The sequence below is a fragment of the Conyzicola lurida genome, from assembly GCF_014204935.1.
Taxonomy (GTDB): Bacteria; Actinomycetota; Actinomycetes; order Actinomycetales; family Microbacteriaceae; genus Conyzicola; species Conyzicola lurida.
In genome coordinates this window covers 2933453-2957967 of sequence record NZ_JACHMJ010000001.1, presented here as the reverse complement: position 1 = coordinate 2957967, position 24515 = coordinate 2933453, and the positions used below count along the sequence as shown (strand labels likewise).

Below are 24515 nucleotides of genomic sequence, written 5' to 3'. Positions count from 1 at the left end.
CCCGATTTGGGTCGATTTGCGGCATCCGGTCGCACGTCCTGCAAAAGCCCACCCGGCCGCGCCGCCTGACACAGGCCCCGCCCGGTCAACGGTCAGGTTCTAGACGGACAATAATTAACTTGTCACCAGCACCAGATGACAATTCGATAGGGAGATCCGTTGGACGGAAACGCCACGACGACGCACACGAACGTCGCCTTGCTCTCAGTCGCCAGCACGATTGCTTCGCGGATCACGACGTCCGAATCAATCGACCAGCGACTGCAAGGAGCTCTCAAGAGACTCCGCCTCCCGAAGGGACTCCTCCAGCGGGTCGCCGGCGTCTACGAGCGACGCAACTGGGAGAACGGTCAGAAGTTCGATGACGCGGCCGTCGCTGCGGGAAAGCGCGCGTTGGCCCAGGCCGGCGTCCGCCCCGACCAGGTCGGCCTCCTCATCAACACCTCGGTCACCCGCAAGAACCTCGAGCCCTCCGTCGCGGTCAGCATCCACCACGGCCTCGGCCTGCCCAGCTCCGCGCTGAACTTCGACATCGCCAACGCCTGCCTCGGTTTCGTCAACGGCATGAGCCTCGCCTCGTCGCTGATCGACTCGGGCCAGATCGACTACGCCGTGATTGTCGCCGGAGAAGACGCCGACGAGATCCAGAACAACACGGTCGACCGCCTCGAGGCCAACAGCCTCAGCCGCAAAGACTTCATGAGCGAGTTCGCCAGCCTCACCCTCGGGTCGGGCGCCGCGGCCGCCGTGCTCGGCCGGGCCGACGCGCACCCCGAGGGCCACCGCGTCCTCGGCGGCGTCACCCGTGCCGCCACCCAGTTCAACGACCTCTGCGTCGGCAGCGTCGACGGCATGTTCACCGACGCGAAGGCGCTGCTCAAGGGCGGCATGGAGCTCGTCGTCTCCGCGTGGAACGAGGCGAAGACCGACTGGTCCTGGGGCAAGATGGACCGCTACATCCTCCACCAGGTCTCCTCCGTGCACACCAACGCGATCGTCAAGGCCGCCGGTCTCGACGAGGCGAAGGTGCCCCGCACCTACCCGCTGCTCGGCAACATCGGCCCCGCGTCGATCCCGATCACCCTCGCCTACGAGGCCGAGGACCTGAAGAAGGGCGACCGCGTGCTGCTCATGGGTGTCGGTTCCGGACTCAATACCGCCATGTTGGAGATCGCCTGGTGATCTCTCGAATCCCGCGCTCAGCTCCCCTTCCGGCGAGCCTTCCTCCCGCGGGACTCGACGGTCTCGACCCGTCGTTCTCGCGCCTCGTCACGGCGCCCGAGAGCGAGGGGCTCTCCGTCACCCACCAGTGGCACATCCTCGACAACGGCCCGCGCCTCGCCGAGCTCGGCGTCACGCCCGTCGGCACCATCCTCTGCGTGCACGGCAACCCGACGTGGAGCTACCTCTGGCGTTCGCTGGTGTCGCAGGCGACGGATGCCGCGGCCGACGGCCGCGAAGCGTGGCGGGTCATCGCCGTGGACCAGCTCGACATGGGCTTCTCCGAGCGCACGGGAGTGTCCCGCACCCTGCCGCGCCGCGTCCGTGACCTCGGAGACCTGACCGACGCGCTCCAGCTGCGCGGCCCCGTCATCACGCTCGGCCACGACTGGGGCGGCGTCGTCAGCCTCGGCTGGGCCGTCGACCACCCCGAGATCCTCGCCGGCGTCGCCGTGCTGAACACCGCGATCCACCAGCCCGAGGGCGAGGCGATCCCGGCCCCGCTGCGGCTCGCGCTCCTGCGGGGAGTGCTCGGCGCCGCGACCGTCGCCACCCCCGCCTTCCTCGAGACGACGCTCGCGCTCGCGCACCCGCCGCTCGCCGAATCCGTCAAAGACGCCTACCGCGCCCCGTACCTCGAGGCCGCCCGTCGCGGCGGCATCGGCGGATTCGTGGCCGACATCCCCGTCGACGACCAGCACGACAGCTACCCCGAACTCGCGCGCATCGCCGAGGCGCTGCGCTACCTCGCGGTGCCTGCCCTCGCGCTCTGGGGTCCCCGCGACCCGATCTTCAGCGACCGCTACCTCGACGACCTCGTCGACCGCCTGCCGCACGCCGACGTGCACCGTTTCGAGGGCGCGGGTCACCTCGTCGCCGAAGACGTCGACTACGCGGCATCCGTGCTCACCTGGCTCGGAGACCGCGGCACCGACCTCGGCGCCCTCGGCACCGCGGCCGGCAACCCGTCGCGCTTCGTCACCGTTCCCGACGTGGCCGAGAAAGACGACGACGAGGACCTCGACCCGAACCGCTTCGACGAGGGCTACGTGAAGCCCGCGAAGCAGGGTCCGCCCGCCGGGCTCTTCCGCTACCTCGACGAGCTGCGCGACAGTTCCGACACCGCGCTCGTCGAGATGGCTCCGGCCGGGTCCAAGACCCCGACCGTCGTGACGTGGCGCCTGCTCTCCAAGCGCGTGCGCCAGATCGCCGCCGGACTCACCATGGTCGGCGTGAAGCGCGGCGACCGCGTCTCGCTGCTCGTGCAGCCCGGCGCCGACCTGACCGCGGTGCTCTACGCCTGCCTGCGCATCGGCGCCGTCGTGGTCGTGGCCGACGCGGGTCTCGGTGTGCAGGGTCTCACCCGTGCCGTGCGCGGCGCCTGGCCCGACCACGTGATCGGTGCCCCCGCCGGCCTCGCCGCGGCGACCGCCCTCGGCTGGCCCGGCCAGAAGATCTCGACTGCGCGCTACATCAAGCCGGTGCGCCGCTCGCTCGACGTGGCCTACTCGCTCGGCGACCTCGTGTCGCTCGGCGTCGAGGAAGAGCTGCCCGAACTGCCCGGCCCCGAGGATGTCGCGGCCGTCCTGTTCACGTCCGGCTCGACCGGCCCCGCGAAGGGCGTCGTCTACACGCACGGCCAGCTCGCGGCGCTCGTCGACGCGCTCTCCACCGCGTACGGCGTCGGACCCGGCACCGGCCTCGTCGCCGGTTTCGCCCCGTTCGCCCTGCTCGGCCCGGCCCTCGGCGCCCGCTCGGTGACACCGGACATGGTGGTCACCTCGCCGAAGACCCTCACCGCGACCGCCGTCGCGGCGGCGGTGGCCGCCGTCGACGCGACCGTCGTGTTCCTCTCCCCGGCCGCGGTGACCAATGTCGTCGCGACATCCGGCGCTCTCGACGACGCCGACCGTGCCGCACTCGCAGGCGTCAAGGACTTCCTGTCCGCGGGAGCTCCCGTCTCCGAGCGGCTGCTCGCCGCGGCATCCGGCCTGATGCCGAACGCCACCGCGCACACGCCGTACGGCATGACCGAAGGCCTGCTGATGACCGACATCACGCTCGAGGGCATCCGCGATGCGGCGCTCACTCTTGGCGGACCGGGCGGCGTCTGCGTCGGCCTGCCCGCCGCCAGCGTGCGGGTGCGCATCAGCGCCCTGGACGAGAACGGCGACGCGACCGGCGAGTTGAGCGACGAGGCCGGCGTGACCGGCGAGATCGTCGTCTCCGCGCCGCACGTCAAAGACCACTACGACGGCCTCTGGATCACCGAGCGCGAATCGCGCCGCGGCGCCCCGGCCGGCGAACGCTGGCACCGCACCGGCGACGTCGGACACCTCGACGACCAGGGACGCCTCTGGGTCGAGGGCCGGATGCCGCACGTGATCGTCACCGCCGACGGAGTCGTCACGCCGGTCGGCCCCGAACAGCGCTTCGAGTCGGTCTTCGAAGTGGCCCGTGCCGCGCTCGTCGGCATCGGACCGCGCGGCGAGCAGCAGCTCGTCGCCGTGATCGAGACCGTGCCGCCCGCCTTCGGGGTGTCGCTCGCGACCTCGGCGCTCGCGAGTGCCGTGCGCTCGGCCGTCGACCTGCCCATCGCCGCGGTGCTGGTCGTGCCGCACCTGCCCACCGATATCCGCCACAACTCGAAGATCGACCGCGTGCGGCTCGGCGAGTGGGCGTCGACCGTCTTCACCGGCGGGCGGATGACGCGGCCGTGATCGTTCTCGTCACCGGGGCCAGCGGACTGCTCGGCAGCGCCGTGGCGGCCTCGGTGGTCGCGGCGGGGCACGAGGTTCGCACGCTGCAGCGGCGTCCCTCGGGCGTCGCCGGAGCGACCGACCACCTCGGCTCGGTGACCTCGGTCGGCGATGTCGCGCGCGCCGTCGACGGTGCCGACGCGGTCATGCACCTCGCCGCCAAGGTCTCGCTCGCCGGCGACCCCGCGGAGTTCGACGCCGTCAACGTGGGCGGCACCCTGCGCCTGCTGCGCGCGGCCACCCAGTCGGGCGTCTCGCGCTTCGTGCAGGTCTCCTCGCCCTCGGTCGCGCACTCGGGAGCCTCGATCGTCGGCGACGACGCGCGGCCCGCCGACCCGCTACGCGCCCGCGGCGACTACGCGCGCACCAAGGCGACCGCGGAACTGCTCGCCCTCGGCGCCGACTCGGCCGCGCTGGCCGTCGTGGCCGTGCGGCCCCACCTCGTCTGGGGACCCGGCGACACGCAGCTCGTCGCGCGCATCGTCGACCGGGCGCGCCGCGGCCGGCTGCCGCTGCTCGGCCACGGTGCGGCGCTCATCGATACGACGTACATCGACAACGCGGCATCCGCCATCACGGCCGCCCTCGAGCGGGCACCGCAGGTGCACGGCAACTCGTACGTGATCACCAACGGCGAGCCGCGGCCCGTCGCCGAACTGCTCGCGGGCATGTGCGCGGCCGCCGGGGTGCGTGCACCGGCGTGGAGTGTTCCCGCCGGAGTCGCCCGTGCCGCGGGGTCGGTCATCGAGCGTGCCTGGCGCATCCGCCCGGGCGCGGACGAACCGCCGATGACCCGGTTCCTCGCCGAGCAGCTGTCGACAGCGCACTGGTTCGACCAACGCCGCACCCGCGCCGACCTGCAGTGGACGCCCGCCGTCTCGCTCGACGAGGGCTTCGCCCGCCTGGCGGCGTCGTACCGCTAGTGCTGCGCCGGCTGGCTGGCTGACCCGCCCGCCTTGCCGCGCCCACCCGCCGCGACGCGCTCCCGCCGCGACGCGCCGCGCCCGCCCGCCGCGACGCGCCTTCGACGCGCCTTCGACGCGCCCCCGCCGCGCCCGCCCGACAGGGCCGATCGCCCCGTTCGCCCGCCCGACAGGACCGATCGCGCGCTCGCCCGCGCGTCATCCTGTCGGCCGGCGAAAACGACACGCCCACCACCCCGTCCCAGATCGGGGGACTTGATTTTCCTCCCGAAAAGACGCGCGAAATCAGCCCGCCCGGCAACTCCCGCGAGATTCCGCGGGTGCCGCAAATGTCAGTGGTCGTTGGCAGAATATTAATCATCGCGACACGCCGAAACACTAGATGTAGTGGAATGACATCCGTGTGATTCCCGTTATATAGTGAGAACCCTCGCGGCAGTCAGTCGCGGTCACGACCACAACACAGAAGGAGGATCACATGGACAACGACGAAACAGTCGGCGGCTACGCAGTTCCCGTTGACCCGATGGATCTTCTGCAGTGCGACTCCTGCCAGTAGGCAGATAGCACCCCAAAAGACCCCCAACGAAACCCCGGTTGCCGACAGGCAGCCGGGGTTTTGTGGTTGTCCGAGCGGGGAGGGATGGCGCACGCCGCCGTCCACCGTCCGACCGCTCGGTCGCTAGAATTACCGGGTGCCAGTGAACCCCGAACTGCAGGGCCGCGTGTTCGCGCCCACTGCCCCCTATCTCGTCGGGCGGGAGAAGATCCGCGAGTTCGCCCGCGCCGTCTTCGCCACGAGCCCGCTCAACCACGACCCGGAGGCCGCGCGCGCTGCCGGGTATTCGGACATCGTCGCCCCGCCGACCTTCCCGGTCGTCGTCCAGGAGGCGACGCTCCAGCAGCTCCTCGCCGAGCCCGACGGCGGCATCGACTTCTCGCGCGTCGTCCACGGCGAGCAGCGGTTCAGCTACACGCGCGCCATCGTCGCGGGCGACGAGCTCACCGCGACCCTCGCCGTCTCGAGCATCAAGACGCTCGGCGGCAACGCGATGGTCACCGCCGAATCCACCATCGTCGACCAGACCGGTGCCCACGTGGTCACCGCGACCTCGACGCTCGTCGTCAGGGGAGACGAATGATCGCGGAACTGGGCGAGATCGTCGCCGAGAAGACCTTCGTCCTCACGCGTGATTCGCTCGTGCGCTACGCCGGGGCCTCCGGCGACTTCAATGCGATCCACTACCGCGACGACGTCGCGCAGAGCGTCGGCCTGCCCGGAGTGCTCGCGCACGGCATGCTCACCATGGGCCTCGCGGTGCAGCCGGTCGTCGACTGGATCGGCGACCCCGCCAAGGTGCTCGACTACCAGGTGCGCTTCACGCGCCCCGTCGTGGTCGACCCGGTGGATGGCGCGACCGTGACGGTCGTCGCCAAGGTCGGGGCACTCACCGACGCCGAGATCCGCATCGACCTCACGGTCACCTTCGCCGACCAGACGGTGCTCGGCAAAGCCCAAGCGCGCGTCAGCCTGGCCTGATGACGACCCTCGCCGAACTCACGACGATGCGGGTGGGCGGAGAAGCGCACCTGCTGCTCGCGCCGGCCACGGCCGACGAGCTCGTCGAGGCGACCCTCGACGCCTGGGGCAGCGGCGAAGCGTGGATGCTGCTCGGCGGCGGATCGAACATGGTCGTGGCCGACGAGGGATTCGACGGCACGGTCATCCGCGTGCTCACCCGAGGCATCGAGCAGCTCTCGGAGGAGAACGGGCGCGTGCGCCTGCGCGTCGAGGCCGGCGAGCCGTGGGACGCGCTCGTCGAGTACACCGTGCAGAACGGCCTGACCGGCATCGAAGCGCTCAGCGGCATCCCCGGTTCGAGCGGCGCCGCCCCGGTGCAGAACATCGGCGCCTACGGGCAGGAGATCTCGACGAGCCTCGTCGCGATCGACTTCCTCGACTACCTGTCGGGCGAGCGCCAGCGCATCACCGCGGCCGACCTCGGCTTCGACTACCGCACCTCGGTGCTCAAGCAGGGCAAGCAGGGACTCGTGCTCGCGATCGAGCTCGAACTGGGTCGCAGCACCGACGGCCTCGGTGCCCCGGTCGCCTACGCGCAGCTCGCGTCGTCGCTGGGCGTGACGCTCGGCGACCGCGTGCCGCTCGCCCTCGTGCGCGACACCGTGCTCGCGCTGCGCTCCTCGAAGGGCATGGTGCTCGACCCCGCCGACCCCGACTCGGTGAGCTGCGGATCGTTCTTCACCAACCCGATCGTCGGCGAGAACTTCGCCCGCACGCTGCCCGAGCAGGCGCCGCGCTGGGCCAACGCGCCGGAGCCCTCCTCGGTCGCCGTGCCGCTCGGCGAGGAACCGGCTGCGCCGCCCGTGCAGACCGACTTCCGCGTCAAGCTCAGCGCCGCCTGGCTGATCGAGAAGGCGGGCATCACCCGCGGCTTCTCGCTGCCCGGCTCGCGCGCCGCGATCTCGACGAAACACACCCTCGCGATCGTCAACACCGGCGGCGCGACCGCGGCCGAGGTCGCCGAACTCGGGCGCTACGTACAGACCCGGGTCTTCTCGGAGTTCGGCGTGCGCATGCACGCGGAGCCGGTGCTGGTGGGCGTTTCGCTCTAGCGCGCCGGAGCTATGAGAATCGCGCCAGCGATTCTGCGACGCCAGCGCCGAGGGAGCCTGCGACCGAGGGATAACGAGTAACCCGGCCCCTTCGACAGGCTCAGGGGCCGGCGGCTACAGAATCCCCAGCTCCATCGCCTTCGTCACCGCGCGCGTGCGGTCGTTCACGCCGAGTTTCTCGAAGGCGTGCAGCAGGTGCGTCTTCACCGTCGCCTCGCCGAGGAACAGCTTTCTCGCGATCGACGGGTTGCTCAGCCCCTGCGCCACGAGCCCGAGGATCTCGGTCTCGCGCGCGCTCAGCGTGACGGTCGGCGTCTTCAGCCGCTGCACGAGGAGGGCGGCGATCGACGGCGCGAGCGCGACCTCTCCGCGGGCGACCGACCGGATTCCGGCGAGGATCTCCTCCTGCGGGGCGGCCTTGAGCAGGTAGCCGCTCGCACCCGCCTCGATCGCCGCGAGGATATTCGCGTCGCTCTCGTAGGTGGTGAGCACAACGACCCGGATGCGCGGCTTCGCGCGGAGGATGAGCGCCGTCGCTTCGTCGCCGGTCAGCCGCGGCATCCTCAGGTCCATCAGGACGAGGTCGGGGTCGAGGGAGAGGGCCAGGTCGACGGCTTCCTGCCCGTCCGCGGCCTCGCCGACGACCTCGATGTCGTCGGCCGCGCCGAGCAGCGCGACGATGCCGGAGCGCACGATGGGGTGGTCGTCGGCCACGAGCACGCGGATCACGCGGGCACCGCCACGAGGGGCAGGGTCGCCGTGACCTCGGTGCCGTCGCCCGGGCGCGAGTCGATGCGCAGGTCCCCGCCGACGAGCGCGAGGCGGTCGCGCATGCCGCTCAGCCCGAAGCCCTCGCGCACGGCGAGCGGGTCGAACCCGTCCCCGCTGTCGCTGACGGCGATGCCGACCATGCCGTCGCGCACGAAGAGGTCGAGGCCGCAGGTCACGGCCCCCGAGTGTTTGCGCACGTTGGCGAGTCCTTCCTGGGCGCAGCGCAGAAGCACCACTTCGGTTTCCCGCGTGAGCTTCGGCACCGCGCCGGTGACGGCGACCGCGATCCCGGTCTCCCGGGTGAACCTCGTGGCGAGACGCTCGAGCGCCGCCACGATCCCGTCGCCGCTGAGCCCGACCGGAGCGGTCGTCGCGACGAGGGAGCGGGTCTCGGCGAGAGCGCTGCGGGCGCTGTCCTCGAGCAGGTCGACGGTCTCGCCGACGGTCGCGCTGCCGCCGACGAGTTCCCGGCGGGTGCGCTGCGCGAGCAGCACGAGGCCGGTGAGGTCTTGCGCGATCGTGTCGTGGATCTCGCGGGCCAGCCTCTCGCGTTCACCCATCGCACCGGCATCCCGGCTCACCAGCTCGAGCTGCGCCTGCGTCTGCCGTAGCTCGTCGATCAGCCGGGCGCGTTCGTCGCTCTCCTCCGAGATGCGGGTGATCCAGAAGCCGATCGCGAAACTGCCGGCGAGCGAGATCGTCTCGATCACGGCCGCCTCGGCCAGCACGTCCATGGTGGGCCCCAGCCGCAGCACGTAGCCGGCGCCGACCGAGACGGCGAGCAGCACGTTGGCGAAGACGGCGTCGCGGGTCGTGCGCGACAGGATCCAAACCAGGGGGAACGCGATCGCCTGCACGGTGGCCATGCCCGGGCTGATCGCGGTGCCGATGCCCGAGAGCACGATGACCGCGACGACGACTGCGATCGCCCGGGGTGATCCCTGTTCGCTGTGGCGTCCGAGCAGGTACCAGACCAGCACGATCGCGACGATGACGGCGATCGCGGAGACCAGCTCCCACCCCTCGGCGCCGTTGACGAGCAACAGCAGGGTGAGGATCACCGCGCCCGCGACGACCGCGAAGTCCCACCAGCGAGAGTTGCCCATTCAGCTATCCTTGCGGATCCACCGGAAGGTCAGCCGACAGAACACGATCCCGGCCACCAGCCAGGCGATCGTCGCGATGGCCACCCCGACGAGGTTCCACGTGCCGCCGGGTTCGAGCGACTCGAAGTTCTCGGGCAGGAACACCGACCGCATTCCCTGCGCGAGCCACTTGAGCGGGAAGGCGTTGGCGACGTTCTGCAGCCACTCGGGCAGCTGGCTGAACGGCAGGTAGACGCCCGAGATGAACTGCAGCACGAGCGTGATCGGTATCACCACGGCACTCGCGCTCTTGCCGCTGCGCGGCAGCGGGGAAAGAGCAATGCCCAGAACGGCGGATGTCGTCACCCCGAGTACGAACACCCAGAGGAACGTGGCCCAGGCCGCGGGATCGGTGGGGAGCTCCACACCGAACACGACGCCCGCGACGATCAGCAGCAGGGCCGCCTGGGCCGCGCCGGTGACGAGCACCTGCCCGATCTTGCCGATGAAGTAGCTGACGACGGGCAGCGGGGTGCCGGCGAGGCGCTTCAGGGTGCCGTCGCTGCGTTCGATCGCGATGTCGATCGCCAGGTTCTGCAGCCCGCTCAACAGCAGACCCGCCGCGAGCATGCCCGGGAGGTAGTACGCGGCCGCGGAGACTCCGCCCCCGGCGGCATCCTCACCGAAGGTCTGATTGCTGAAAGCGGTGGAGAAGATCGTGAGCATCACCACGGGAAACAGGAAGGTGAAGAAGACGGAGTCGCCCTGGCGGAAGTAGGTGCGCACCTCGTTGCCGATGCGGCTGAGGCCGAGACGCAGGCCGCGGCCGGCGGGGAGGCGGGGGATGGTCGTGGTGGTGGTCATCGTGCGATCTCCTTCTCGGTCGCTGAGCCTGTCGAAACTTCGCGGGTTGGGCCTGTCGAAACCCCGGTCGCTGAGCCTGTCGAAGCGTTCTTGCCGGATGGTGGCTCTTCGACATGCTCAGGGAACGCTGTCTCATGCCGCGCCACCAGCTCCAGGTAGATGTCCTCCAGGCTCGGCCGCACCACCTCGAGCCCGGGCACCTCGGCGCCGCCGTTCGCGGCGACGAGCTCGGCCACGAGCGTCGCGGGGGTCGTGGTCCGCTGCTCGCGCGCCACCCCGTCGGCGACCCACCGCACGACCGGCACGCGTGCTTCGGTGCCGCCGATCTCGTCGATCTCGCCGATGTCGATCAGCCGGCCGCCGGCGATGATGCCCGCCCGGTCGCCGAGCGTCGCGGCCTCGTCGAGATAGTGGGTGGTGAGCAGGATCGTGGTGCCGTCGGTCTTGAGGCCGCGGATGAGCTGCCAGAACTGACGGCGCGATTCCGGGTCGAAGCCCGTCGTCGGTTCGTCGAGGAAGAGCAGCGCGGGGTTGCCGATGATGCCGAGGGCCACGTCGACGCGACGGCGCTGGCCGCCCGACAGCTTGCGGATCAGCGTCTTCTGCTTCTCTTCGAGCCCGACGGCGGCGATCACCTCGTCGACGTCCCGGGGGTTCGGGTAGAAGCCGGCGAAGTGCGCGAGCTGCTCGCGCACCGTCGCGTTGCCGCTCTCGCCGGTGGACTGCAGCACGATGCCGAGCCGCGCCTTCCAGTCGAGTCCGCCGGCGCCCGGGTCGACGCCGAGCACGCGGGCCTCGCCCGACGTGCGGTCGCGGTAGCCCTCGAGGATCTCGATCGCCGTGCTCTTGCCGGCGCCGTTCGGACCGAGGAGGGCGAACGTCTCGCCCGGGTGGATGTCGAAGCTCACACCGTCGAGGGCGGTGAACTTTCCGTAGGACTTGCGCAGGTCGCGCACGCTGATGGCGGCATCGGGATTGGTCATGTTCCAACAGTGGCCCTCACGCGAGCAGCCCACCAGCGGTGCACCGGTGGGCTGCGGGGTCCACCGACCGGTTGACCCTGGAAGCGGGTCGAGCCTGTCGAAACTCTCGTCGCGAGCGGTTGCGACAGGCTCGACCCGCCGTCTACCGCTCCTTCGTCGCCGCCCGCACGATCCCCGCGACCAGCCCGACGATCACGAGCACCGCGCCGAAGCCGACGACGCTCCACACGATGACGGTGGGGGTCAGCTCGCCGAGGTCGACCTGCGCGGCGAAGATCGCGATCGCCGCCACGACGAGCAGGATGCTGCCCCAGACGATGGTGCCGATGCGCGGCTTGAGGGGCTGCTGGGCGTCGGCGGCGGCATCCGGGATCTCGACTGGCTGTGTCTCGTTCTCGGTCATTCGCTTGCTCCTTCGGTGTCGGTGACGACGGCGGGGGAGAACTCGAAGTCGATGTCTCCCGTCGCCATCGCGATGTTCAGGTACACCTGACGGGTCGTGTTGTCCTCGGTGGGCATCGGGCCGAACTGGCCGTTGTCGCTGCGCCAGCGGTCGGGTGCCTCGCCGTCGATGCTGCCGTCGCCGAGGTTGATGCTGTAGCCGAGGTACGAGCCTTCCGGCACGATCACGGTCACGTCGCCGATGCCAGAGACGAGCGAGATATTGCTGAACGGGGAGTTGCCGTCTTGCACGTCGATCTGCTCGGAGTAGAGGCCGCGCAGGTCGAGCACGGTGTCGCCGACGCCGGTGAAGTACTGGTCGGCGGAGTACAGCTCGGCGGCGGAGGGCGCGTAGGTGGCATCCTCCGTGTAGCTGATGCGCGGGCTGTGCGGCAGCAGCGCTCCGACGATCAACGGGATCAGCACGATCGCCGCCACGCCCTGCGCACCGCCGGGCCGCTTGCCGCGGGCGCCGTTGACGATGATCGCGACGGCGAGAACGCCGAGCGTCGCGCCGAGTCCGGCGAGGATGCCGGCCGGTTCGATCACGCCGTCGCCGAGCGTCACGGCGACCACACCGCCGACGACCAGCGAGAGGCCGATCGCGACGAAGGAGTAGAGCGGGTTCGACCGGGTGCGGGCGTGCCGGGCACGCTCCACCTCGCGCCGGGCGGCCCGCTCCACGCGGTACTGCTCCTGCGCGGCGAGACTCGCGGCCCGCTGTTCGTTCGACTGCTGCGTGCGGAAGGCGAGGTTCTCGGCCTTCCACTGCGTCTGCTGCGCCTTCCAGGCCGCGAATTCCTCGGCCGAGGCGGTGGCCGCGGGGGCGGCCGGCCGGGCCGAGGGTGCGCCGGGCGCGGTCGGTACCGTCGGTGCGGCGGTCGCCGGTGCGGCCGTTGCCGCGAATGCCGTCGTGGGGGCGGATGCCGCGGCCGACGCCGCCGCAGGCCTGGCAACCGGTGCGGGGCGTCCCGAGCGTCGGGCGACCCAGACGACGAACCACACGATGAGGCCGAGCACGACGACGGTCCACAGGGCGCGGCCCGCGGACTCGCCCCAGTACGGCTCGCCCCAGAAGGCGTTGCCTGCGAACCAGAAGCCCTGGGTGATCGGCAGCATGCTGAGCAACACGAGCGCGCCGATACCCGCGACGGGCGACTCGAGCCGGCCCTTGAAGACCTCCTCGAGGTGGATCTTGTCGCCGCGGTCGGGCAGCAGGAGCCAGGCGGCGGCGTAGAGCAGGAACGCCGGGCCGCCGAGCACGGCGACCACGACGAAGACGCCGCGCACGATGAGCGGGTCGACGCCGAGACGCACGGCGATGCCGGCGCAGACGCCGCCCACCCAGCCGGGCTCGCGGCCGAGGCCGAGGGAGCGCATCCAGGCGAAGAAGCGGTTGCCGGCGAGCGGGGCGGGGTCGGGGTCTTGCGGACCTGTCGCGCCGCCCGCGGGCTGCTCCGGGGGAGGCGGGGTGGCGTCGGCGGGGGTGTCGGTGCTACCGGTCGACGTCGTGTTGTCGGAGAGGAGCGTGCTGTCGGCGGGCGGCGTGGCGGCGGGGAACGCCGCGCTGTCGGCGGCGGACTCGGTCGAGTCGGACGCCGAGTCGTCGGCCGGGCCGGCGACGTCGCCGGTCACGCTCGAGTCGGAGCCGCTCACACTCGAGTCGAAGCCGGTCGAGCCGGTCGCACCGTCGGGCGTCGCCTCGGGCAGATCGTCCGACCCGGGAGAGTCGGTGGGTGGTGTTTTCTTGGGCATGGCTCAATGGTGCCGCCCGCGCCGACGGCCCGGCCATGGGGTATCCCCCTGAACCGACCCTGATAACCCGGCCCGGGGCATCCACGGGTATCGCTCTCGTGCTTGTATTCAAGGGTGATCACGCAACCGACCCGGCCCCCGCTCGCGCGCCCGCGCCGCGTCGTGCTCGGCGGAGTGTGCCTCGCCCTCGCCGACCACCTCGGCTGGACGGTCGGCCGCACGCGCCTGCTCGCCGTCGTCCTCGGTCTCTGCGGCGGAGGCGGCGTGCTGCTCTACCTCTGGCTGTGGGCGTTCGTTCCGCTCGAACAGCAAGAAGCCGACGACGAGACGGATGACGCGTCCGGCGTCCGCCGCAGCGCCCCCGCCGCGCTGCTGCTGCTCGCGATCGCGGCCGTGGCGGCGATCGTCTTCCTCGGGTCGGGGCGCGAGTCGACGTCGGCGCTCGCCGTCGTCACGCTCGCCAGCGGCCTCGCCGTGGTGTGGAGCCTCACGTTCGACCTCCACGACCCCGACCGCTCGGCGACGCACGGCGTGATCGTGCGTCTCGTCGCCGTCGCGTTGCTCGTGGCGCTCGGCGCGGCGGCGCTGCTCAGCCGGCCGAACGCGTTCAACGCGGTGCTCGGCGTTGTGATGGTGGTGCTCGGGGTGGCGGTGATCGTCGCGCCGCGGGTCGTCACCCTGTGGAGCGACCTGCAGGCCTCGCGAACCGCCCAGGTGCGCGAGGAGCAGCGCGCCGAGATCGCCGCGCACCTGCACGACTCGGTGCTGCAGACTCTGGCGCTCATCCAGAACCGGGCGGGCGCGTCGAGCGAGGTCGCCCGCATCGCCCGCGCGCAGGAGCGCGAACTGCGCGACTGGCTCTTCGTCGGAGACACCCCGGTCGTGGCGGACCTCGCGACCGAGCTGCGCGACGTGGCCGCCGCGATCGAGCTCGACTACCCCGTTCGCATCGACGTCGTCACGGCCGGAGCCCCGGTCGAGCACTCGAGCGCCGCCCTCGTCGCCGCCGCGCGCGAGGCGATGCTGAACGCGGCACGCCACGCGGGAGGCGACGTCTCCGTCTACCTCGAGACCTCCCCGGCTGCGATCGACGTCTTCGTGCGCGACCGCGGCGCGGGCGTGGACCTCTCCGCGCTGCCCAGCGACCGTCTGGGTATCCGCGAATCCATCATCGGCCGGATGTCGCGGGCCGGCGGTTCGGCCACCGTCCGTCCCGGATCCCTCGGCTCCGGTACCGAGGTGCATCTGCACCTGGAGGTCTGACGTGTCCGGTACAGCTGCCCGCGGCATCCGCCCCTCGCCCCTTCGCGGCCCGTGCCCCGCCCCCACATCGCCGACGTTCGGAAATTCAGGACTTATCAACGCCCGCGTCCTTCCAGCCTCCTTCGGAAATTCAGGACCTAACTACCGCCGCGGCCCCGCACCCTTCGGAAATTCAGGAGATTTCGCATGACTACCGTGCTCATCGTCGACGACCATTCGATCTTCCGCTCCGGGTTGCGGGCCGACCTCGACGCGTCGGTGACCGTGCTCGGAGAGGCCGCGACCGTGGACGAGGCCGTCGAGCTGATTGCGTCTCTGCGGCCGGAGGTCGTGCTGCTCGACGTGCACCTTCCCGGGGGAGCAGGCGGGGGAGGCGCCGAGGTGCTGCGCCGCTCGGCCACGCTGCTCGACGGCGTTCGCTTCTTGGCGCTGTCGGTCTCGGACTCGGCGGAGGACGTCGTCGGAGTGATCCGCGCGGGTGCCCGGGGTTACATCACGAAGGGGTCGTCGGGGGCCGAGGTCTCCCGCGCGGTCGCCGCCGTCGCCGGGGGAGACGCCGTGTTCTCGCCGCGCCTCGCCGGCTTCGTGCTCGACGCGTTCGGTGCCGTGGCGGGGGAGCAGGCGGCGTCCGACGACGAGCTCGATCGGCTGAGCGCCCGCGAGCGCGAGGTCATGCGGCTCATCGCACGCGGCTACGCGTACAAGGAGGTGGCGACGGACCTCTTCATCTCGATCAAGACGGTCGAAACACACGTCTCGGCGGTGCTGCGCAAGCTGCAGCTCTCGTCACGGTACGAGCTGACCGCGTGGGCGCTGGAGCGCAAGCTGCTCTGACACCCTCCCCCAGCCGCGCCCCGGCCCCACCCCCACAACGGCGGCAAAATGCTCTCCCACACAGCCCGGAACAGCATTTTGCCGCCGATCACACCGTGGGGCGCGAGTCGAGAACCCTCCTGATGCGCGCAACCAGTTCTTCGGGGTGGTTGAGGTCGTCGAGATTCACTTGCATCACGTGCCAGCCTGCAGCTTGCAGACGGTCGATGCGAGTCATGTCCCGGCGGCGTTGCACCGGATCGAAGTGGTACTCGCTCTGATACTCCACGATGACTTTCTTGTGGGGAAACACCAGATCTCCGCGGTACCGCGCTCCAGGCACGGTGATCCACAGGTTCGCCACGAATCCGGGGATATTCGCCATGATCACGATCACGCGAAGCTCGGATTCCATGGGGGACTCCGACCCGGTGTCGAGCAGCGGCAGGCTCTCGGCCCGGAGCCGTGACCCTGCCCGCCCCGGGAACCGCGCAGACGCCTCGGCCAATCGTTCGATGGTGGTGAACGGGAGATTGCGCGACACGAGATAGTCGCCAGCGGCGACGATTTGCGTGAGTGTCAGAACCGACGAAAGCTCGCACCAGAGGCGTTCGGGCGAACTGACGGGTAGGCCGCTCCATTCTTCGACGTCGCTCCCGATCAGAGTCACACTGTGCCCGTGGATACCCCTGCCCTCGGGGGCGCGAGTCGGAGTGGGCACGGCCACGTGGAGCTCTGGCGAATGTTGCAACCGGGCGGGCAGAGGTACGTGCAAGACGACCGCGGCGGTCACCGAGCAGAAGAACGCTCGCGGGTTCATTACGTGTCGGTAGGCGCGGCAGCGCGACAGGATGTCGGTGTTCACGCCCGGGTCCCGCACGCCGTGGAAGGGGCGCTGAAGATCGCTGCCTCGAAGTCTGCCGGGACCGACGCCCCGCCTCAGCGCATCGGCGACGGAGAACGGGCCAGATCCGAGCGGTTCAGGTAACGGGACACGTGGCTGCATGCGGCCGAGTGTCGCATCGACGGCCTACGGGCCGCGCAAGTTATCCACTGGCGGCGTCATCGGCGGCAAAATGCTCTTCCGCACGTCCCGGCAGGGCATTTTGCCGCCACTCTCGAAGCACGAGCGGGCGAAAGCGGGCGCAAGCGGGCGCGAGCGGGCGAAAGTGGGCACGAGCGGGCGAAAGCGGGCGCAAGCGGGCGAAAGCGGGCGCAAGCGGGCGAAAGCGGGCGAGCGAGCGAAGGCAAGCGCGAGCGGGCGAAAGCGGCGCAGGGCCGCCGCCACCCTACGCGAACAGTCGCTGCAGCCGCTTCACGCCCTCGAGCAGCGGCTCGTCGCCGAGCGCATACGACAGGCGCAGGTAGCCAGAGGGCCCGAACGCCTCGCCGGGAACCACGGCGACCTCGGCCTGGTCGAGGATGAGGTCCGCGAGTTCGAGCGACGTGGTCGGGGTGACCCCGCCCCACGACCGGTTCAACAGGCCGGTGACGTCGGGGTAGACGTAGAACGCGCCCTCGGGCGTCGGGCAGATGACGCCGTCGATCTTGTTCAGCTCGGAGACGATGAGGCGGCGACGGCGGTCGAACGCTTGGCGCATCGTCTCGACCTCGTCCTGCGGGCCGGTGAGCGCGGCCAGCGCGGCACGCTGCGAGATGTTCGACACGTTCGACGACAGGTGCGACTGGAGGTTGCCGGCGGCCTTCATGGCATCCAGGGGGCCGACCATCCAGCCCACCCGCCATCCGGTCATCGCATAGGTCTTCGCCACACCGTTGACGAGGATCGTCGTGTCGGCGAGGGCGGGCACGGCCTCGACGATCGAGATCGCCCGGGGCGCCTCGGAAGGCGACGACGAGTAGGTGAGGTTCTGGTAGATCTCGTCCGTAACCACCCAGATGCCATTGGCCAGCGCCCACTCGCCAATGGCGGCGGTTTCGGCCGGGGTGTACACGGCTCCAGTCGGGTTCGACGGCGAGACGAAGAGCAGCACCTTGGTCTGCGGGGTGCGGGCGGCCTCGAGCTGCTCGACGGTCACCAGGTAACCCTGGTCGCTGCCCGCGAACACCTCGACGGGAACGCCGCCGGCGAGCTTGATCGCCTCGGGGTAGGTGGTCCAATACGGGGCGGGCAGCAGCACCTCGTCGCCCGGGTCGAGCAGCGTCGCGAACGCCTGGTACACGGCCTGCTTGCCGCCGTTGGTCACGACGACCTGCGCCGCGCTGACCTCGAGGCCGCTGTCGCGCAGCGTCTTCGCCGCGATCGCCTCGCGCAGTTCGGGCAGGCCGACGGCCGGCGTGTAGCGGTAGTTCTTGGGGTCGAGAACGGCGGCGGATGCCGCATCCACGATGAACGACGGGGTGGCGAAATCGGGCTCGCCGGCCGCGTAGCTGATGACCTTGCGGCCCTCGGCCTGCAGCGCCTTCGCTTTCGCGTCGACCTTCAGGGTTGCGGATTCGGCAATGGCGCCGATGCGCCGGGAGATTCGAGGAAATGTGGCCACCCGGCTAGTCTAGGCGGGAGGCATTCTCCCGAGGATGCCCGCGGCCGGTGGTCGGAAGATGTGTCTTTCGGCGAAATGCCTTACACTGGTCGAGGTAGTAATTCTGCCAAGCTTTTGCGCGCCATCTTCTGGCATTCCAGCCTGTGAGTTTTGTGTGGTGAAAGACGTGTGCCTGAGACAGGGCACGCAAAGGGCGGTGGCTCAATTGGTAGAGCAGCGGTCTCCAAAACCGCAGGTTGCAGGTTCAAGTCCTGTCCGCCCTGCAGGTGTCCTCGTACATATCGGTACGGGGTGCCGAGCACCACAACGGCACAGTGTCAACTGGACGACTGTCGGAAGGTAGTAACAGTGGCTAGAAAAATTGCCGACGAGCCCAGCGAGGACGTCGTTGCGAATGCCCGGAAGGACAGCGCCGTAAAGCGCAGCCCGTTCGGTCGTTTCACGCTGTTTATCCGACAGGTTGTCAACGAACTGAAGAAGGTTGTCACTCCGACTCGCAAAGAGCTCGTGAGCTACACCCTCGTCGTGCTGGTATTCGTCGTCATCATGATGGCTCTCGTCGGAGGTCTTGACTGGGTGTTCTCACTCGCCGTCAACTACATCTTCGGCGATGGCGATCTCATCACGTAGAAGCAGCACACCGTGGCCGGGTCTTCCGGTTTCACACCAAGGAATGGAATGGAATTCAGTGTCTGAGAATCACCGCGACGATATCGACCTCGCGACCGCTGCAGAGCAGTCCTCTGAGGACGACGAAGCCCAGGAGGGCAACTCGCTGGCTGCTGACGAGAATTCCGTAGACGCCGCCGAGCACGAAGCACTGCACGTCGAGAGCGACGAAGACGAAGAGGGCGACCTCGCCGGACTCCTCGAGGCACTCGACGCAGCCATCGACCCCGAAGCCGACGCGATCGTCGACGACGCCCTCGAGATCGACTCCGTCGACGAGGCGGACGCTTCCGTGGCCGCCGCCGAGGACGAGGCCGACATCGAAGCCGAAGAGGCCGCGAACGAAGAACTCGACGTTCCCCCCTACGACGGCCCCGAGCTGGACGACAACGGCGACCCGGTCGAGGTCGACCCCTACGAGGAGTTCCGCACCGAGCTGAAGTCGCTCCCCGGCAAGTGGTTCGTCATCCACTCCTACGCCGGCTTCGAGAAGCGCGTCAAGCAGAACATCGAGAACCGCAAGATCTCCATGACCGTCGAAGACTCGATCTTCCAGGTCGAGGTCCCGATGGAAGACGTCGTCGAGATCAAGAACGGCCAGCGCAAGCTCGTCACCCGCGTGCGTATCCCCGGATACGTGCTCGTGCGTATGGACCTCAACGAGGACTCGTGGAGCGTCGTCCGTCACACCCCCGGCGTGACCGGCTTCGTGGGCAACGCCCACAACCCGACGCCGCTGCGCTTCAACGAGGCGTTCGAGATGCTCAAGGGTCTCGTCCAGATCGTGGAAGCACCGTCGAAGCAGGCTCCGGGCAAGGGCAAGAACACCGCCCGCTCGATTCCCGCGGAGATCGACTTCGAGATCGGCGAGACCATCACGATCAAGGAAGGTTCGTTCGCGGGCCTCCCCGGTTCGATCAGCGAGATCAAGCCCGAGAGCGGCAAACTCACCGTGCTCGTCTCCCTCTTCGAGCGCGAGACCCCGGTCGAGCTCAGCTTCGACCAGGTCACCAAGCTCTAGTCATATGGTCCGCCCTCCGGGCGACACGTACGGCGAGCACCTGAACCACCGCATCCCGGAATGGCCGGAGTTGCGGGAGAACAGCCCGCGAGGGCAGTTCGAACAGAAAAGGAAAAACAATGGCATCGAAAAAGAAGGTCACGGGTCTGATTAAGCTTCAGATCCAGGCCGGCGCCGCGAACCCCGCGCCGCCTATCGGCCCTGCACTGGGCCAGCACGGCGTGAACATCATGGAGTTCTGCAAGGCGTACAACGCTGCGACCGAATCCCAGCGTGGAAACGTCATCCCCGTCGAGATCACCGTCTACGAGGACCGTTCGTTCACGTTCATCCTCAAGACCCCGCCCGCCGCCGAGCTCATCAAGAAGGCTGCCGGTGTTGCCAAGGGTTCGTCCACGCCGCACACCGTCAAGGTCGCCAAGCTCACGCGCGAGCAGGTTCGCGCCATCGCCGAGCAGAAGATGGCCGACCTCAACGCCAACGACATCGAAGGCGCAGAGAAGATCATCGCGGGCACCGCTCGCTCTATGGGAATCACGGTGGACGCATAATGGCTACGAAATCCAAGGCTTACCGCGCCGCCGCCGAGAAGATCGAAGACGGCAAGTTCTACACCCCGAGCGAGGCCGTTTCGGTCGCGCGCACCACGGGCTCCGCAAAGTTCGACTCCACGGTTGAGGTCGCCCTCAAGCTCGGTGTCGACCCCCGCAAGGCAGACCAGATGGTCCGCGGAACGGTCATCCTTCCTCACGGAACCGGTAAGACCGCCCGCGTCATCGTGTTCGCAACGGGCCCCGCGGCTGAGGCGGCAATCGCTGCCGGCGCCGACGAGGTCGGTGGAGCCGAGCTCATCGAGAAGGTCGCCGCTGGCTACGTCGGATTCGACGCCGCCGTGTCGACGCCCGAGCTCATGGGCCAGGTCGGCCGCCTCGGAAAGGTCCTGGGCCCGCGTGGTCTTATGCCGAACCCGAAGACCGGCACCGTCACCATGGACACGGCCAAGGCTGTCTCCGAGATCAAGGGTGGAAAGATCGAGTTCCGCGTCGACAAGCACTCCAACGTGCACTTCGTCGCCGGCAAGGCATCCTTCACCGAAGAGCAGCTCGCCGAGAACATCAAGGCAGCTCTCGACGAGATCGTCCGTTCCAAGCCGTCGAGCTCCAAGGGCCGCTACATCACCAAGGGCACCGTTTCGACGACCTTCGGTCCTGGCATCCCGCTCGACATCAACGTTCTCTAAAAAAGTCCGTTACTGAAAAGGGTCCGCTTCGGCGGGCCCTTTTCTGTACCCCCGAAAGGTCGCGACATGGTCGTTTCAATTCGACAGGCAGGGCCGGATGACGCGTCCGCCCTCGCGCAGCTGGCAGCGGTGACCTTCCCGCTGGCCTGCCCGCCGCACACGACGCCCGAGGCGATCGCCGCGTTCATCGCCCAGCACCTCGGCGAGGCGAGCTTCGCCGGGTACCTGGCCGACCCCGCCCGCGACATCCTGATCGTGGAGGCGGACGGCGCTCCCGTCGGCTACACGATGTCGGTGGACGCGGAAACGGGCGACGCCGACGTCGCCGCCGCGCTCACGGTGCGGCCGTCGATCGAGCTGAGCAAGTTCTACCTGCTCGCCGAGGCCCACGGCACGGGAGCTTCCGCCGCGCTCATGGAGGCGACGCTCGACGCCGCGCGTGCCAGGGGTGCCGCCGCGATGTGGCTCGGGGTGAACCAGGAGAACGCGCGGGCGAACCGCTTCTACGACAAGAACGGATTCGTGCAGGTCGGCGTCAAGCACTTCCTGGTCGGCGAGAACCTCGAAGACGACTACGTGCGCGAGCGCGTGCTCTAGGCGGGTTGAGCCCGTCGAAACCCATAGCAGTCCGGGTTCCGACAATCCCGACCCGTCACAGACCTAGTAGTCGCTGACCTTCAGCACGATCTTGCCCCTCGTGTGCCCGGTCTCGAGCGAGCGATGGGCGTCGGCCGCGGCATCCATCTCGAAGACCTGGTCGACGAAGACCCGCACGTCGCCCGATTCGAGCAGCCGCGAGATGACGGCGAGGTTGGTGCCGTCGGGGGCGACCTTGTAGCTCGTGGCGCGCAGGCCGGCTTCGGCGGCATCGTCGAGGAACGTGGGCCAGCTGCCGGTCGGGGCGTTGATGACGAGCCCGCCGTGGCGCACGACGCTCAGCGAGCGCGTCCCGGTGTCGTCGTAGACGTTGCCGACCAGGTCGATCACGACGTCGACGGTGTCGATGACCTCGTCGAAATTCTCGCTCGTGTAGTCGACGGTCTCGTTGGCGCCGAGTTCCTTGAGCCAGCCGAGGTTGCGGGTCGAGCCGGTGGCGATGACGTAGGCGCCGAAGAAGCGCGCGAACTGCACGGCGAAGTGGCCGACTCCGCCGGCGCCGGCGTGGATCAGGATGCGCTGTCCCTCGTGTGCCTTCGCGACCTCGACCACCATGCCCCAGGCGGTGAGGGCGGCGAGCGGCACCCCGGCCGCTTCGACGTGCGAGAGCGCTTTCGGCTTGCGCGCGATACTCAGGCTCGAGACCGCCACGTACTCGGCGTAGCTTCCGCCGTAGCGCGGGAACCCGGTCATGCCGTAGACCTCGTCGCCGACCTTGATCGGGTGGCCCTCGTAGGGTGTCGAGACGACGACGCCGCTGAAGTCGTTGCCGATCACGACGGGGTAGGAGTCGATGGCCGGGGTGACTCCGCGACCGGCCCGCGTCTTCGCGTCGATCGGGTTCACACCCGCCGCCACGACCTTGACGAGGAACTCGGAGTTCACGGTGACGGGCATCTCGACCGTTCCGCAGGTGAGAACTTCAGGGCCGCCGGAGCCTTCCATCAGGATGGCTTGCATCGTCGTCATCGTTCTGGCCTTCCCGCCGTGGTGCTTTCACACCAGTGAAGCCGATGAATGATTCCGCGTTGTTACGGACACGTCACCTTGGTGCTAACACTGCATGCGTGGGTATCGTCGTGATTATGAGATTCCTTCTGCAGGAAACGAGCCGTCGCTGATGCCCGCCGAGACACCTCCGAGCAGCAATCCCCGCGTCCGGGTGAAGGAAATTCGCCTGCTCAGCGACGACTGGTACCGGCTGCATTCCACCACCTTCGACATACAGGGTCCGGATGGCGCGTGGACGACACAATCCCGCGAAACCTACGACCGCGGCAACGGCGCGACGATCCTCCTCTACGACGTCGCTCGTCGCACCGTGCTGTTGACCAGCCAGTTCCGGTACCCCGCGTACATCAACGGACACCCCGACGGCGTGCTGCTCGAGACGGCCGCGGGGCTGCTCGACGACGACGATCCCGAGACCGCTATCCGCCGCGAGGCCGTCGAGGAGACGGGCCATCGGGTCGGCGAGGTCACGCACGTCTTCGACGCCTACATGAGCCCGGGATCGGTGACCGAGCGCGTGCACTTCTACGCAGCGCCCTACGACGCCGAGACGCGCGAGCACGACGGCGGCGGACTCGCGCACGAGGGCGAGCACATCACCCTCGTCGAGCTCGACATCGACGCCGCCCTCGAGCTGATCGAATCGGGCGGCATCGTCGACGGCAAGACCATCATGCTGCTGCAGTGGGCGGTGCTGCGCGGGCCGTTCAGGAGTTAGCACAGCCTCAATAGCGCGCTCCACCGCGGAGGTCTACCGTCGGAGCATGAGCAGCAACGTAGTCGTTCGCCCCGTCCGTGATGTCGACGCCGAGGAGTTGGGCCGCGTGCAAGCGGCCTGCTGGCACGAGACGTACGACGGCCTGGTGAGCGAGGCCGCGCTCACCCACCTGTCGCCCAAGCGCATGGCCGAGCTGTGGACCCACTACGCCAACCGCGGTCCCGAGTACTCGCAGGTGGCCGTGCTCGTCGACGGCGAGATCGTCGGTTTCGCCGGTGCCGGCCCGAGCCGCGACGCCGAGCTGGCCGACGTGCGGGAGCTGTACTTCATCTACCTCCGCGACGAGTTCCACGGCCAGGGCCTCGGGCAGCGCCTGTTCGACGCGGTCATCGAGCCCGGCCCCGCGTTCCTCTGGGTCGCGAGCGACAGCCCGCGCGCGCACCGCTTCTACGAGCGCAACGGTTTCGCGCTCGACGGGGCCGAGCACACCGAGCCGTTCCTCGGCGAAGAGATCCACGAGGTGCGGTTCGCGCGGTAGCGCGCCCTAGCGGCGTCCGCTGCGGCGCATCATGCCGAGCAGCTCGTTGGCCAGCCCGATGAGCATGTGGATCTCGTTATCGTCGCGTTCGATCCACCGGCAGGTCGGCTCGGGGTTCACCGGCACGAAGTCGAGGTGCTGCTCCCAGACGAGCAGGGTGCGGTCGGCGCCCAGTACGTACTGCTGCCACCAGATCTGACGCAGGTACGAGCGCGGGATGCTCTTCCACAGCGACGAGGTCGTCTTGATCTCGGCGAGCACGACGGCGCCGTCGATCACCGCGACGCCGTCGGGGGTGGCCAGGTGCGCGCGTTCGCCGTGCGCGTGGAAGAGCTCGGAGCTGGCGTCGATGCCGTGGTTGGCCTTCACCCAACGCGCGATCTCCGGCTCCCGGGTATTGCCGTGGTCGGTGTAGGCGTTACCGCCGAACGAGCTGCCGTTGATCTTCTCGAAGGCCACCGAGGCCAAGGACTTCACGCTGGAGAGGCGTGCGACATCCGTTGCCGTCACGCCCGTACTGCGGGCCCGCAGCCAGGCGACACGGTCGGTCGAATTCGCCAGCACGCGGGTGCGGTGGTCGGGCGCCGGTTCGTCCCAGAGGGAGAGCATCGGCTGCACGGAAGTCACCAGTCCATTGTGCCTCCT

General features: G+C 69.2%; 25 protein-coding genes and 1 tRNA gene. 16 read left to right on the top strand and 10 right to left on the bottom strand.

Annotation, left to right across the window (positions count from 1 at the left end; translation table 11 throughout):
* Nucleotides 1–159: 159 nt before the first annotated feature.
* From HD599_RS14405 to HD599_RS14380, 6 genes are all read left to right on the top strand, one after another.
* The gene (locus HD599_RS14405; RefSeq protein ID WP_184238775.1) at nt 160–1182 is read left to right on the top strand and encodes a 3-oxoacyl-ACP synthase III; all 1023 of its coding nucleotides are present in this window, start codon (nt 160–162) and stop codon (nt 1180–1182) included.
* Nucleotides 1179–3941 (top strand): alpha/beta fold hydrolase, encoded by a 2763-nt coding sequence (locus HD599_RS18090; protein WP_343062091.1) that lies wholly within the window; start codon nt 1179–1181, stop codon nt 3939–3941. The genes HD599_RS14405 and HD599_RS18090 overlap by 4 nt, the downstream gene beginning before the upstream one ends.
* The gene (locus tag HD599_RS14395) at nt 3938–4903 is read left to right on the top strand and encodes an NAD-dependent epimerase/dehydratase family protein (RefSeq protein ID WP_184238772.1); all 966 of its coding nucleotides are present in this window, start codon (nt 3938–3940) and stop codon (nt 4901–4903) included. The genes HD599_RS18090 and HD599_RS14395 overlap by 4 nt, the downstream gene beginning before the upstream one ends.
* 695 nt (nt 4904–5598) lie before the next feature.
* The gene (locus HD599_RS14390; RefSeq protein ID WP_184238770.1) at nt 5599–6045 is read left to right on the top strand and encodes an FAS1-like dehydratase domain-containing protein; all 447 of its coding nucleotides are present in this window, start codon (nt 5599–5601) and stop codon (nt 6043–6045) included.
* Entirely contained in the window at nt 6042–6443 is a 402-nt protein-coding gene (locus tag HD599_RS14385) for a MaoC/PaaZ C-terminal domain-containing protein (protein ID WP_184238768.1), read from the top strand. Before HD599_RS14390 ends, HD599_RS14385 begins: the two co-directional genes overlap by 4 nt.
* On the top strand, nt 6443–7537 hold the full coding sequence (locus HD599_RS14380; protein WP_184238766.1) for a UDP-N-acetylmuramate dehydrogenase: 1095 nt from the start codon (nt 6443–6445) through the stop codon (nt 7535–7537). The genes HD599_RS14385 and HD599_RS14380 overlap by 1 nt, the downstream gene beginning before the upstream one ends.
* Before the next feature lie 114 nt (nt 7538–7651).
* Here HD599_RS14380 and HD599_RS14375 read toward each other — a convergent pair whose 3' ends face one another.
* The 6 genes from HD599_RS14375 to HD599_RS14350 all read right to left on the bottom strand — a co-directional run bounded on the left by HD599_RS14375 (nt 7652) and on the right by HD599_RS14350 (nt 13436).
* Nucleotides 7652–8266 (bottom strand): response regulator, encoded by a 615-nt coding sequence (locus HD599_RS14375; protein WP_184238764.1) that lies wholly within the window; start codon nt 8264–8266, stop codon nt 7652–7654.
* Nucleotides 8263–9414, bottom strand: coding sequence for a sensor histidine kinase (locus HD599_RS18085; protein ID WP_184238762.1), 1152 nt, complete (start codon nt 9412–9414; stop codon nt 8263–8265). Before HD599_RS18085 ends, HD599_RS14375 begins: the two co-directional genes overlap by 4 nt.
* Nucleotides 9415–10257 carry an ABC transporter permease gene (locus HD599_RS14365; RefSeq protein WP_184238760.1) on the bottom strand — a complete coding sequence of 281 codons (843 nt, stop codon included), beginning with the start codon at nt 10255–10257 and terminating at the stop codon, nt 9415–9417.
* Nucleotides 10254–11240: an ABC transporter ATP-binding protein gene (locus HD599_RS14360; protein ID WP_184238758.1), complete on the bottom strand. Its 987-nt coding sequence runs from the start codon at nt 11238–11240 to the stop codon at nt 10254–10256. The genes HD599_RS14365 and HD599_RS14360 overlap by 4 nt, the downstream gene beginning before the upstream one ends.
* A gap of 142 nt (nt 11241–11382) precedes the next feature.
* A complete protein-coding gene (locus tag HD599_RS14355; protein WP_184238756.1) occupies nt 11383–11643 on the bottom strand; it encodes a hypothetical protein in 261 nt (86 codons plus the stop codon).
* Nucleotides 11640–13436, bottom strand: coding sequence for a PspC domain-containing protein (locus HD599_RS14350; protein WP_184238754.1), 1797 nt, complete (start codon nt 13434–13436; stop codon nt 11640–11642). Before HD599_RS14350 ends, HD599_RS14355 begins: the two co-directional genes overlap by 4 nt.
* Before the next feature lie 114 nt (nt 13437–13550).
* On the opposite strand from HD599_RS14350, the gene HD599_RS14345 reads away from it, so the two are divergent.
* Both HD599_RS14345 and HD599_RS14340 read left to right on the top strand, forming a co-directional pair.
* Nucleotides 13551–14699 (top strand): PspC domain-containing protein, encoded by a 1149-nt coding sequence (locus HD599_RS14345; protein ID WP_343062089.1) that lies wholly within the window; start codon nt 13551–13553, stop codon nt 14697–14699.
* 186 nt (nt 14700–14885) lie between these two features.
* Entirely contained in the window at nt 14886–15533 is a 648-nt protein-coding gene (locus HD599_RS14340) for a LuxR C-terminal-related transcriptional regulator (protein WP_184238750.1), read from the top strand.
* An 88-nt stretch (nt 15534–15621) separates the two neighbouring features.
* Here the strand turns inward: HD599_RS14340 and HD599_RS18350 are convergent, their stop codons facing one another.
* The gene (locus HD599_RS18350) at nt 15622–16377 is read right to left on the bottom strand and encodes a DUF559 domain-containing protein (RefSeq protein ID WP_184238748.1); all 756 of its coding nucleotides are present in this window, start codon (nt 16375–16377) and stop codon (nt 15622–15624) included.
* Nucleotides 16378–16801: 424 nt separating this feature from the next.
* On the bottom strand, nt 16802–18016 hold the full coding sequence (locus HD599_RS14330; protein ID WP_184238746.1) for an aminotransferase class I/II-fold pyridoxal phosphate-dependent enzyme: 1215 nt from the start codon (nt 18014–18016) through the stop codon (nt 16802–16804).
* A gap of 190 nt (nt 18017–18206) precedes the next feature.
* On the opposite strand from HD599_RS14330, the gene HD599_RS14325 reads away from it, so the two are divergent.
* The 6 genes from HD599_RS14325 to HD599_RS14300 all read left to right on the top strand — a co-directional run bounded on the left by HD599_RS14325 (nt 18207) and on the right by HD599_RS14300 (nt 21543).
* Nucleotides 18207–18279, top strand: a tRNA-Trp gene (locus HD599_RS14325).
* An 85-nt stretch (nt 18280–18364) separates the two neighbouring features.
* Nucleotides 18365–18646: a preprotein translocase subunit SecE gene (gene secE / locus HD599_RS14320; protein ID WP_184238744.1), complete on the top strand. Its 282-nt coding sequence runs from the start codon at nt 18365–18367 to the stop codon at nt 18644–18646.
* A 58-nt stretch (nt 18647–18704) separates the two neighbouring features.
* Nucleotides 18705–19706 carry a transcription termination/antitermination protein NusG gene (nusG, locus tag HD599_RS14315; protein ID WP_184238742.1) on the top strand — a complete coding sequence of 334 codons (1002 nt, stop codon included), beginning with the start codon at nt 18705–18707 and terminating at the stop codon, nt 19704–19706.
* Nucleotides 19707–19825: 119 nt separating this feature from the next.
* Entirely contained in the window at nt 19826–20257 is a 432-nt protein-coding gene (rplK, locus tag HD599_RS14310) for a 50S ribosomal protein L11 (RefSeq protein WP_184238740.1), read from the top strand.
* Nucleotides 20257–20946 carry a 50S ribosomal protein L1 gene (gene rplA, locus HD599_RS14305; protein ID WP_184238738.1) on the top strand — a complete coding sequence of 230 codons (690 nt, stop codon included), beginning with the start codon at nt 20257–20259 and terminating at the stop codon, nt 20944–20946. Before rplK ends, rplA begins: the two co-directional genes overlap by 1 nt.
* Nucleotides 20947–21012: 66 nt before the next feature.
* Complete coding sequence (locus HD599_RS14300) at nt 21013–21543, top strand: GNAT family N-acetyltransferase (RefSeq protein ID WP_184238736.1); 531 nt, start codon at nt 21013–21015, stop codon at nt 21541–21543.
* Nucleotides 21544–21606: 63 nt separating this feature from the next.
* On the opposite strand, the gene HD599_RS14295 is transcribed toward HD599_RS14300, so the two are convergent.
* Nucleotides 21607–22563: an NADP-dependent oxidoreductase gene (locus HD599_RS14295; RefSeq protein WP_184240639.1), complete on the bottom strand. Its 957-nt coding sequence runs from the start codon at nt 22561–22563 to the stop codon at nt 21607–21609.
* A 160-nt stretch (nt 22564–22723) separates the two neighbouring features.
* On the opposite strand from HD599_RS14295, the gene HD599_RS14290 reads away from it, so the two are divergent.
* Both HD599_RS14290 and HD599_RS14285 read left to right on the top strand, forming a co-directional pair.
* Nucleotides 22724–23332 carry an NUDIX domain-containing protein gene (locus HD599_RS14290; protein ID WP_184238734.1) on the top strand — a complete coding sequence of 203 codons (609 nt, stop codon included), beginning with the start codon at nt 22724–22726 and terminating at the stop codon, nt 23330–23332.
* 46 nt (nt 23333–23378) lie between these two features.
* Nucleotides 23379–23870, top strand: coding sequence for a GNAT family N-acetyltransferase (locus HD599_RS14285; RefSeq protein ID WP_184238732.1), 492 nt, complete (start codon nt 23379–23381; stop codon nt 23868–23870).
* A 6-nt stretch (nt 23871–23876) separates the two neighbouring features.
* Here the strand turns inward: HD599_RS14285 and HD599_RS14280 are convergent, their stop codons facing one another.
* Nucleotides 23877–24479 carry a YqaJ viral recombinase family protein gene (locus tag HD599_RS14280; protein WP_184240638.1) on the bottom strand — a complete coding sequence of 201 codons (603 nt, stop codon included), beginning with the start codon at nt 24477–24479 and terminating at the stop codon, nt 23877–23879.
* Nucleotides 24480–24515: the final 36 nt, after the last annotated feature.

What these genes read in the sequence shown, in the direction of transcription:
- HD599_RS14385 (WP_184238768.1), top strand. Translation starts at nt 6,042, where the DNA reads ATGATCGCGGAACTGGGCGAGATCGTCGCCGAGAAGACCTTCGTCCTC.
- HD599_RS14380 (WP_184238766.1), top strand. Translation starts at nt 6,443, where the DNA reads ATGACGACCCTCGCCGAACTCACGACGATGCGGGTGGGCGGAGAAGCG.
- HD599_RS18085 (WP_184238762.1), bottom strand. Translation starts at nt 9,414, where the DNA reads ATGGGCAACTCTCGCTGGTGGGACTTCGCGGTCGTCGCGGGCGCGGTG.
- HD599_RS14365 (WP_184238760.1), bottom strand. Translation starts at nt 10,257, where the DNA reads ATGACCACCACCACGACCATCCCCCGCCTCCCCGCCGGCCGCGGCCTG.
- HD599_RS14360 (WP_184238758.1), bottom strand. Translation starts at nt 11,240, where the DNA reads ATGACCAATCCCGATGCCGCCATCAGCGTGCGCGACCTGCGCAAGTCC.
- HD599_RS14355 (WP_184238756.1), bottom strand. Translation starts at nt 11,643, where the DNA reads ATGACCGAGAACGAGACACAGCCAGTCGAGATCCCGGATGCCGCCGCC.
- HD599_RS14350 (WP_184238754.1), bottom strand. Translation starts at nt 13,436, where the DNA reads ATGCCCAAGAAAACACCACCCACCGACTCTCCCGGGTCGGACGATCTG.
- HD599_RS14340 (WP_184238750.1), top strand. Translation starts at nt 14,886, where the DNA reads ATGACTACCGTGCTCATCGTCGACGACCATTCGATCTTCCGCTCCGGG.
- rplK (WP_184238740.1), top strand. Translation starts at nt 19,826, where the DNA reads ATGGCATCGAAAAAGAAGGTCACGGGTCTGATTAAGCTTCAGATCCAG.
- rplA (WP_184238738.1), top strand. Translation starts at nt 20,257, where the DNA reads ATGGCTACGAAATCCAAGGCTTACCGCGCCGCCGCCGAGAAGATCGAA.
- HD599_RS14300 (WP_184238736.1), top strand. Translation starts at nt 21,013, where the DNA reads ATGGTCGTTTCAATTCGACAGGCAGGGCCGGATGACGCGTCCGCCCTC.
- HD599_RS14295 (WP_184240639.1), bottom strand. Translation starts at nt 22,563, where the DNA reads ATGCAAGCCATCCTGATGGAAGGCTCCGGCGGCCCTGAAGTTCTCACC.
- HD599_RS14290 (WP_184238734.1), top strand. Translation starts at nt 22,724, where the DNA reads ATGCCCGCCGAGACACCTCCGAGCAGCAATCCCCGCGTCCGGGTGAAG.
- HD599_RS14285 (WP_184238732.1), top strand. Translation starts at nt 23,379, where the DNA reads ATGAGCAGCAACGTAGTCGTTCGCCCCGTCCGTGATGTCGACGCCGAG.
- HD599_RS14280 (WP_184240638.1), bottom strand. Translation starts at nt 24,479, where the DNA reads ATGCTCTCCCTCTGGGACGAACCGGCGCCCGACCACCGCACCCGCGTG.